The sequence below is a fragment of the Acetobacterium sp. UBA5834 genome, from assembly GCF_002435675.1.
Taxonomy (GTDB): domain Bacteria; phylum Bacillota; class Clostridia; order Eubacteriales; family Eubacteriaceae; genus Acetobacterium; species Acetobacterium wieringae.
In genome coordinates this window covers 1-8588 of record NZ_DJGY01000033.1, presented here as the reverse complement: position 1 = coordinate 8588, position 8588 = coordinate 1, and the positions used below count along the sequence as shown (strand labels likewise).

Annotated in this window: 8 protein-coding genes; all 8 read left to right on the top strand. The window is 38.3% G+C overall.

Annotated elements, in window-relative coordinates:
- Positions 1-38 precede the first annotated feature (38 nt).
- The 8 genes from dmpI (at position 39) to B3F51_RS07055 (ending at position 8292) form a co-directional block, all read left to right on the top strand.
- Positions 39-227, top strand: a complete 189-nt coding sequence (dmpI, locus tag B3F51_RS07090; protein WP_128425678.1) for a 4-oxalocrotonate tautomerase DmpI — start codon at positions 39-41, stop codon at positions 225-227.
- A 427-nt stretch (positions 228-654) separates the two neighbouring features.
- Complete coding sequence (locus B3F51_RS07085) at positions 655-1014, top strand: VOC family protein (RefSeq protein WP_286946295.1); 360 nt, start codon at positions 655-657, stop codon at positions 1012-1014.
- A 1003-nt stretch (positions 1015-2017) separates the two neighbouring features.
- Entirely contained in the window at positions 2018-2248 is a 231-nt protein-coding gene (locus B3F51_RS07080; protein WP_286946293.1) for a helix-turn-helix domain-containing protein, read from the top strand.
- A 206-nt stretch (positions 2249-2454) separates the two neighbouring features.
- Complete coding sequence (locus B3F51_RS07075; RefSeq protein ID WP_286946291.1) at positions 2455-3057, top strand: ATP-binding protein; 603 nt, start codon at positions 2455-2457, stop codon at positions 3055-3057.
- A 152-nt stretch (positions 3058-3209) separates the two neighbouring features.
- The gene (locus tag B3F51_RS07070) at positions 3210-3527 is read left to right on the top strand and encodes a hypothetical protein (RefSeq protein ID WP_286946289.1); all 318 of its coding nucleotides are present in this window, start codon (positions 3210-3212) and stop codon (positions 3525-3527) included.
- Positions 3440-6133: a TOTE conflict system archaeo-eukaryotic primase domain-containing protein gene (locus B3F51_RS07065; RefSeq protein ID WP_414632365.1), complete on the top strand. Its 2694-nt coding sequence runs from the start codon at positions 3440-3442 to the stop codon at positions 6131-6133. The genes B3F51_RS07070 and B3F51_RS07065 overlap by 88 nt, the downstream gene beginning before the upstream one ends.
- Before the next feature lie 18 nt (positions 6134-6151).
- Positions 6152-7867, top strand: coding sequence for a hypothetical protein (locus B3F51_RS07060; RefSeq protein ID WP_286946286.1), 1716 nt, complete (start codon positions 6152-6154; stop codon positions 7865-7867).
- Between the two features lie 29 nt (positions 7868-7896).
- A complete protein-coding gene (locus B3F51_RS07055) occupies positions 7897-8292 on the top strand; it encodes a hypothetical protein (RefSeq protein WP_286946285.1) in 396 nt (131 codons plus the stop codon).
- Positions 8293-8588 lie beyond the last annotated feature (296 nt).

Here is an 8588-nt window from a genome sequence, read left to right as displayed (position 1 = left end):
GATTTATCATAGGGAGCTAAATAAGGAGGAGTAAAAATATGCCATTTATACAGTTTGACGGGCCCGAACTTACTAAAGAAAAGAAAGCCGAACTTGTTGAAAAGTTAACACAGGCTTCAGTAGAAGTATTAGGTATCCCGGAGCAGGCATTCCATGTCTTAATCAAAGAGAACAGTATGGATAACATAGGTGCAGGAGGCAAATTGTTATCTGAAACGCATAAGTAATTTAAATCATAACAGGCCATCTTGAATATGAAATTTTGAGAGGGCCTATGCTTTTTAGTAAAAAGGAAGTTTCCATCTTGATAAGTTAAGCTCTTTATATTTAGATGAGGAATATGCTGCAACGTTTTTCTGGCTACTTTTCTACCGAGGTGTTCAGCTTGCACTTGCAATTTGCGATTAAATGAAAACAGCAAACCTGGCGCTTTGATACTCCAATCACTTGAATTTTATTGACTGAGTGACTGGGCAAATTCCTCAGTTTTTTTGTTTTCTTCAGCGCCCGGAGGCCCTTTGTAATCCCTCCAAATAATTTGAAAATGAAGAAAGTATCAAAACCCTTGCAAGCAAAACATTCGATTATCTTTGCTTTTTGCTTCAGTAGGTTTATTATATTCAAAAATATTATTTAATGAAGAGGAGATTTGTTATGCATTTCAAACAAGTTACTTTGATGGTTGAAAAACTTGAGGAATCGATCGAATTTTACGAAACAGTCATTGAAATGACGATTTCCCGCCGCATCAAAACAGGAATGGGAGAAGTGGTGTTTTTGGGAAACGGCAAGGGAGAAACGGAAATTGAATTGGTTTGCATGCCGCAAACTCCAAAACTGGAAGGTAAAGGAGTCTCCCTTTGCTTTGAAACAGAAGACCTGGATGAAAAGCACGAACTAGTTCAGTCGAAAGGACTCAATCCTTCCGAAATAAAAACGCCAGACGCCAAAAGTCGCTATTTCTGGGTATATGATCCCAATGGGATTTCGATACAGCTAAGGCAGGAACTATAAGATAAGCCATACCCGTTTGCTGGAAAGTGGTGTAAAATAAAGCACTATTATCTGCCGAATCCACTCCAGGGTCCATGAAGTGGATTCGGCAGATATTGTATCAATTTGAACTGCGATATAGTTAATGAGAAGGTGCATATTGAATATGTCGGCGCTGTTTTACACTGCGAACCGGATAGGGTTTACACTTGCGACGCTGAAATTTAACAGTTGCGGCGCAGAGATTTGACATTGACACCCTGATGAAAAGTGGTGCTACGCTTTAACTGCTTTTACTCATACACAGGATAGGGCAGCACCCCGATTGAGCCGCAAGTAATCTGCAAAACTGGATTGTTCAAGAGTTTATCCACCCATTTATTCAAAGGCAAACTCAAACAAACCATCAGAATCAGCGAACGAAAGATTTCAGACTGTTTTTTGGAAGATCTTCCAGCTACTGAATAGATTGGTGCGACGAGCTTTTTGAGTTCAAGAAGGGTTTCTAACAAAAGAACACCTCACTACTGTTGTCAAACCAAAAGTGAGGTGTTCTTATTTAATGACTCAATGTGGGTATTTTGTATTACTCAACATCAATTGTAACACTATCAAGATGGAAAACTTCCTGCCCAATAGTGTTAAAATTACCTTTGATTTATTCCCCAAACCATAGTTAATTTTGATATGTTTCCATCTACGAGCTTGGATGTGTGTGTTCCCAACAAAAACAGGGATTGAAAACGTACTTTTGATAGCTATCAATTCAACTCAAAACATGTGGAAACCGTCGTGAGGATCGAACGTGTGAATACTGATGGATAGAGAGCTTGGGGCACTTGGGAAATCTTCTGATTTTGGGTTACCCTTGAGTGTATAAAAAAGATATTCGGTAAAAAGCGGGCATGAATAGAAAATTGAGTATAAATCTTGCATAAATTCTTCTTAGGGAATAAAATAACGATAACGATATTTACCAAGCAGTACAGGTATTGTAAATCATAAAAAGTTGAGGTTGAATTTTATGACACAGACTGAACTTGAAATCATCCTTCAAGAGGGTGAAAGATATAAAGTTGAATTCAAAGAAAGTGTGGATAAGAACCTTGTGGAAGAAGTATTCGCTTTTGCAAATGCATCCGGCGGACGTATATTTATAGGTGTTTATGACAATGGCAAAATTACTGGTACTGATATCAGTAATACCGTCCGTTCCCGTATCCAGGACACGCTAAGGCAGATTCAACCGGACTAAACTGTAAAACTTGATGTTTTTAATAATATTATCATCATCCTGTCAGTGCCAGAAGGAAAGAAAAGTCGTACAGTTGCTCAAAGGGATTTTTCCTCAGAGTCGGCCCGAATTCTCAAAAGCTTGGTCGAAATGAAATTATTGCTTTTATACAGTCAGAAGGAAAAACTTATCTAACAAATGCGGGAGTGCTTTTTTTAAAAGAGACAATGAAATATATTCCGCAGGCTCAAGTGATATGTGCTTTATATAAAGGAACCGAAAAGATAACAGTTCTTGACCGGAAAGATTTGATTGGCGATTTGGTTACTATTATTGATGAAGCCATTTTATTTCTTAAGAAGCATTTAAACTTGAGATATGAAATCAAAGAAATACGTAGGAAAGAGATTCTTGAAATACTTGAAATAGCAATCAGGGAAGCGGTTGTCAATGCAGTTTGCCACAGGGATTATTTTGAAAAAGGTGCCAATGTGATGGTTGAGATTTTTGATGACCAGGTTGAAATCAGCAATCCTGGTTCCCTTCCTCACGGTATGACTTTAGAAGACTTCGGAAAGAAGAGTATAACGAGGAATCCTACCATTGCTTCCCTATTACACCATATTCACTATATAGAAAAAATGGGGACAGGCATCAACAGGATGAGAAAAGCCTGTAAAGAAGCTGGAATACCTGAACCGGAGTTTGAAATAACAGGCTTTTTCACAATTTTATTCCGCAGAAAAACTTCGGGAAACTTCGGTATAAATATCGGTATAAACATCGGATTAAATGAAACTCAAATGAAGATTACTGAACTTATGAAATAAGACAGCAGAATAACAACAGTTGGACTTTCTAAAATTTTTGGTATATCAAAAAGAAAAAAGAAATATAGAGGCAAACATATCTGATTTAAAAAAGAAAGGAATTATTGAGAGGGTTGGTTCAAGAAAAAACGGGTATTGGGAAGTAAGGGAAAATGGAATATAATGAGCTTTTCGAAAAATACCAGAAGCTGCTGGAGGAAAATCAAAGGTTAAAAAATGAAAATGAGGACTATAGGAAACGGCTTGGATTGCCAATGACATCACCCTATATAAAAAATGATACTCAAGCCTCAATAGAGATAAATAACATCCAGGCAGTTGAGGTAGTCAAACCAGGATATGTAACCAATAGTAGCTCCCCGAGGATAAAATTAACCTGTTTATGTCATTGTTTAGAGGCAGGGATGATGTCTATGCAAAAAGGTGGCAAAACAAAGAGGGTAAATCGGGGTATTCTCCTGTATGTTTGAATGAGTGGGCAAGAGGATTTTGTAATAAGCCAAGGATTAAATGCTCCGAATGCGATAGTAGAAATTATGCAAATTTTGACTTTGCAGCAATAGACAAGCATCTCAGGGGCAAAGATGTTTTTGGCATATATCCTATGCTACCGGATGAAACCTGCTATTTCCTCGCTATTGATTTCGATGATGAAGGCTGGGAAAAAGATATATCAGCCATGAGGGATATCTGTGCAGAAAAAAATATTCCATTTGCAGTTGAACGTTCTCGTTCAGGGAATGGAGCGCATGTATGGTTCTTTTTTGATGACAAGGTGAGCGCTGCGTCGGCCAGAAAATTTGGTACAGCACTTCTTACACATGCTATGGTTAAAAGGCATGAAATCAAATTTTCTTCATATGACCGCTTGTTTCCAAATCAGGATACACTTCCTAAAGGTGGTCTTGGGAATCTCATCGCATTACCTTTACAATTAAATGCTCGAAGAAACAACAACAGTGTTTTTATAGATGAAAACCTCCGGCCCTATGAGGATCAATGGAGTTTTTTGAGCACTATTCGAAAGCTCAGTGAAAGTGAAATTGACCTATATATTTCGCAACTATGCAGTGGCAGTGAATTGGGTGATTTAAGGCAGAATGAAGATGAAGAATGCAAGCCATGGGAGAGAAGCAAGACAAATTATAAATTATGCAAGTCTGATTTTCCTGACACTGTTTATATAACCAAAGCAAATATGCTTTACATTAGTAAAAATAGCTTTTCACATAAAGCATTGAATATTATTAAACGTATGGCAGCCTTTAAAAACCCTGACTTTTATAAGGCTCAAGCTATGAGATTGCCGACTTTTGATAAGCCAAGAATTATTTCCTTATCTGACGAGACGCCTGAGTACTTGTGTCTTCCAAGGGGATGTGAGCTTGATCTGATAAACCTGTTTAATGTTCACAAGGTGGATGTCAAATGGATTGATAAAAGCTATTCAGGAAAACAGATTGACGTTGAATTCAACGGCCAGCTTCGTGATGAGCAGGAAGATTCTGTTAATTCAATGATACAATATAACATCGGTGTATTATCCGCAACGACTGCATTTGGCAAAACCGTTATCGGAGCGAAAATTATATCAGTAAAAAAAGTAAATACTCTTATACTTGTTCATACTCAGCAATTATTAGAGCAGTGGAAGGAGCGTTTGAACCAGTTTCTCGTAATCAGAGAAGCCCTTCCTTCTGAAGAAATTAAGAATAGAGGCAGAAAAAAGAGCAGAAGTATTATTGGTCAGATAGGGGGAGGAAAAAACAATCTAAGTGGCATCATTGATGTTGCTATCATGCAGTCATTGGTAAAGGGAGATGAGGTTAAGGACTTTATCCGCAACTACGGCATGGTGATAGTAGATGAATGCCATCATGTTCCGGCATTTAGTTTCGAACAGATATTAAAAAACGTGGATGGCAAATATGTTTACGGATTAACAGCAACCCCGGTAAGGCAGGACGGACACCACCCCATCATATTCATGCATTGCGGTCCGGTCAGGTATAGAGTGGATGCCAGAAAACAGGCTGAAAAAAGACCTTTTGAGCATTATGTCATTCCGCGCTTTACTCCTTTCAGAAAACCTATCGGCCAGGATGAAAAGGAATGGTCTATTGGACAAATTTATGCTGAAATCAGCACCAGTCAGATCCGTAACAAATTAATCGTAGATGATGTTATTGAAAGTGCAAATGAGGGCCGCAATCCCATTGTTCTAACTGAAAGAACTGCACATGTTGAAGTGATTGCAAGCTCTTTAAAGGAAGTACTCCCGAATGTTATTATATTAACAGGAGGTATGTCTGCAAAGGAAAGAAGAGCTGCGCTTGAAAGACTTTCAAGTATACCGGAAGAGAGTAATTTTGTCATAGTTGCAACCGGCAAATTTGTTGGCGAGGGTTTTGACGAACCAAGACTTGATACTTTGTTTCTTGCAATGCCTGTAGCCTGGAAAGGTACAGTTCAACAGTATGCGGGCAGGCTCCACAGATTATATCAGAATAAGAGTGAAGTTCAGATTTATGATTATGTGGATGCACATGTAGGTGTAATTGAAAGCATGTATCAAAAAAGATTGAAGGGATATGCCTCTATCGGATATTCGGCTAAGGGTGACAGCAGGTCTTTTGAATCTATTAATACGATTTTTGACAATAGCAACTTCCTAACAGTTTTCAGTAATGATATTACGTCTGCTAAATCAGACATTGTCATTGTCAGTCCTTATGTTACTAAAAAACGTTTAGATCAGATGTTAAGTATTTTTATGACCGGGATTAACAATGGTGCAAAGCTTACCATCATTACCCTGCCTGAAACAGATTATAAGGAAAGGGACAGGCTTACCTTTGAGGAGATGATTAGTTCTATAAAGAATACAGGAGCCAGTATTATTTTTAAATCAAATATCCATCAAAAGTTTGCGGTGATTGATCAGAGGATTGTTTGGTATGGCAGCATAAATCTTTTGAGCTTTGGAAATTCCGAAGAAAGTATCATGAGGTTGGATAACCTGAGTATTGCAAACGAATTAATAGGTACGCTTGATGAAATACTAAATCAAACATAATGAAGAGAGAGAAGAAGCATGGGTGTATTAAGTTATAAAGAATTTATGGAAGAAGTAAGGAGCCGTTTAAGAAATCTTTCTACAGAAGATTTCCGAAACCTGATATTGAACTGGGCCAGCGAAGAACATCCTTCAGGAAGGCAAGAGTTTTTGGACAAATTAATGCGTTTGAGGCAGAATGAAGAAGTTATTTCCAATGAGGATACGCTGATGGATGAGATAGAAGCTTTTGCACAGAGAGTGGAGAATGGTGAATATTGCGATGGATGGGGCTGGGATGATGCTATCCAAGAGGAAAGAGATTGGGGTGACGAAAGCTGGGCGGAGGAAATGGACGAGTTTTTTCTGCAAGCAAGAAAATTATTGCTGCGAGGGAAATATAAGCTGGCCGAAGCGGCATATATAAGGTTATTCGATATATTGGAGATGGGATGGGAACCGGGGCATCTTCCTGGCGATCCGGATTACAGCAATATGTTAAAAACGGATATAGATGAGCAGGTTGCACTCTTTCTGAGATCCGTATATATGAATTCCGCTTCTAAAGAGAGGCCCGCTTCGCTGTATAGATCAATGAATGAATATGGATATCTGGCCCATGGAATCAAACTAAAAAATATTATGGATGCCTTAGACTCTGTGTTACCGAATTTTGATGCTTTTCTAACAAATTGGATTGAATATTTGAAAAGTGAAAGTCAGATAAATGTCAGCGAGTTACTGAGGGAAGCTGTTTTTATTAAGGGGGGTATCCCGGCTATTTCTGAGTTTGCAAGGCAATATGCAGCGAAATATCCTAAAGCATATTTGGATTGGATTGCGGATTTGGAGATGGAAGACGATAAAGATTCAGTTATTCAGGTTGCCAGAGAAGGATTGTCCAGAATTCCTCGGGATTATGCGGTAAGGGCTAAAATAGCAGAAGCCATTTCAAGGATAGGAGAAAGATTGAATGATAATGAGCTGAAACTGGAAGGGTATAGGGAAAGCTTTTATTCCGATCCTTCTATAGGATATTTACTTGACTTATATATTAGTGCTATTGAATGTGCTTGCTTTGAAGAAATTCAAGATGAAGCTGAACAGAGGGTGATGGAACTTCAAGGTAAAGGTAGGATACCTGAAAGCAACTACCACAATAGAGAGCAAAGTGCATCTTTTGCAACCGAAGGAGTATTATTCAATACTTTGCTTCTAAGTGGAAAGTATGAAAAGGTATTTGAAATGTGCAAAGGCAAAGGTCCCCTTGGATGGAGCTCCAGTGAGAATCCCAAACCATTGTTTGTTACTTTTATGATGGCAGTTTTATCAAAGGAAGGAATGCATTCAAAAATTCTTTGCAAACAATGGGAGGATGCTATTAAAAATACAAGTGATAATGCAAATAAGGAATATATTGAGAAGTACCTAAAGGTTATTGATTTTATAAAAAAGTCTATAAAGCTAACCAAGGAACAAGAAGAATTTTATTTAAAATGGTGTAGGGATGAGATAGGACACCGGGTAGATGCAATTGTCAGTAACCAGCATCGAGGGAGTTATCATAAAGCAGCCGGACTATTGGTCGCAATGGCAGAGGTTTTAGCGAACAGAGAGGAAAAGCAGGAGGGTATGGATTTCATTGAAAGATATAGGAGCAAATATCCCCGGCATTCAGCCTTCAAAAGCGAGATTACCCAGGCATTACAGGCGTCAGGGTTATTTAATATAAAAATGTCCGGGGAATGGAGGTAAATCATGCTTCGGAAAAGGAAAAACAGCCTATGAATAATGTTGAATTGAAGCGGAAGATATACTCGGTCATGAACAACATATTGCAAGAAAAGATTTATATATCTCCTATAGATGTGATAATGGGTGTAGGCATATTATCAGTCAAGGATTATGAAAGCTGGAGGTTTGGGCATGTGCCGTATCTTGAACAGGTATGTAAATCCAACTTGAGTAACCTGTCCTTTATAATGAGAGAGCTTAGGACATATGCGAAACAGAATCATATGAAGCCCTCATGGACTGCATACAATCAGTGGGGTGTAAAAGGCAGGAAGATTCCTTTGCGTTTTAGTAAATCCGGAGATTCAAGAATAGAAGAAGCGTATGCTACACACTACGTTGTAGCTCTAAAGTTAGGAGAGGGAAAGGATTTTCATAAACAGTAAAAAAATGAAAATCTAGAAAATCTAACGTAATGAAAACCAATTTATCAAATTTATCTTTTTGATCTTTTTCACGCACCCAACACACGTTGAGCCGGTCGTATTGATGTCAAGGGTTGAGAAGTAAAAGTGTAGAAAAGCCTTGAAATAAAGGGTTTCCGAGGTTTGAACGTAAAAATCGGATGAGCAAAAATCGTGAAAACATCGGGTTTTGGGAACAAGTCCAAAGACGTGATTTTGAACGTGACAGAGCGATTTAGATAACATGGGTTTGCAGTGATCGAGTTAGATGTTTTTTG

Excerpts from the sequence above, each read along its gene's own strand:
- dmpI (WP_128425678.1), top strand. The coding sequence starts at position 39 with ATGCCATTTATACAGTTTGACGGGCCCGAACTTACTAAAGAAAAGAAA.
- B3F51_RS07085 (WP_286946295.1), top strand. The coding sequence starts at position 655 with ATGCATTTCAAACAAGTTACTTTGATGGTTGAAAAACTTGAGGAATCG.
- B3F51_RS07080 (WP_286946293.1), top strand. The coding sequence starts at position 2,018 with ATGACACAGACTGAACTTGAAATCATCCTTCAAGAGGGTGAAAGATAT.
- B3F51_RS07075 (WP_286946291.1), top strand. The coding sequence starts at position 2,455 with ATGAAATATATTCCGCAGGCTCAAGTGATATGTGCTTTATATAAAGGA.
- B3F51_RS07070 (WP_286946289.1), top strand. The coding sequence starts at position 3,210 with ATGGAATATAATGAGCTTTTCGAAAAATACCAGAAGCTGCTGGAGGAA.
- B3F51_RS07065 (WP_414632365.1), top strand. The coding sequence starts at position 3,440 with ATGTCATTGTTTAGAGGCAGGGATGATGTCTATGCAAAAAGGTGGCAA.
- B3F51_RS07060 (WP_286946286.1), top strand. The coding sequence starts at position 6,152 with ATGGGTGTATTAAGTTATAAAGAATTTATGGAAGAAGTAAGGAGCCGT.
- B3F51_RS07055 (WP_286946285.1), top strand. The coding sequence starts at position 7,897 with ATGAATAATGTTGAATTGAAGCGGAAGATATACTCGGTCATGAACAAC.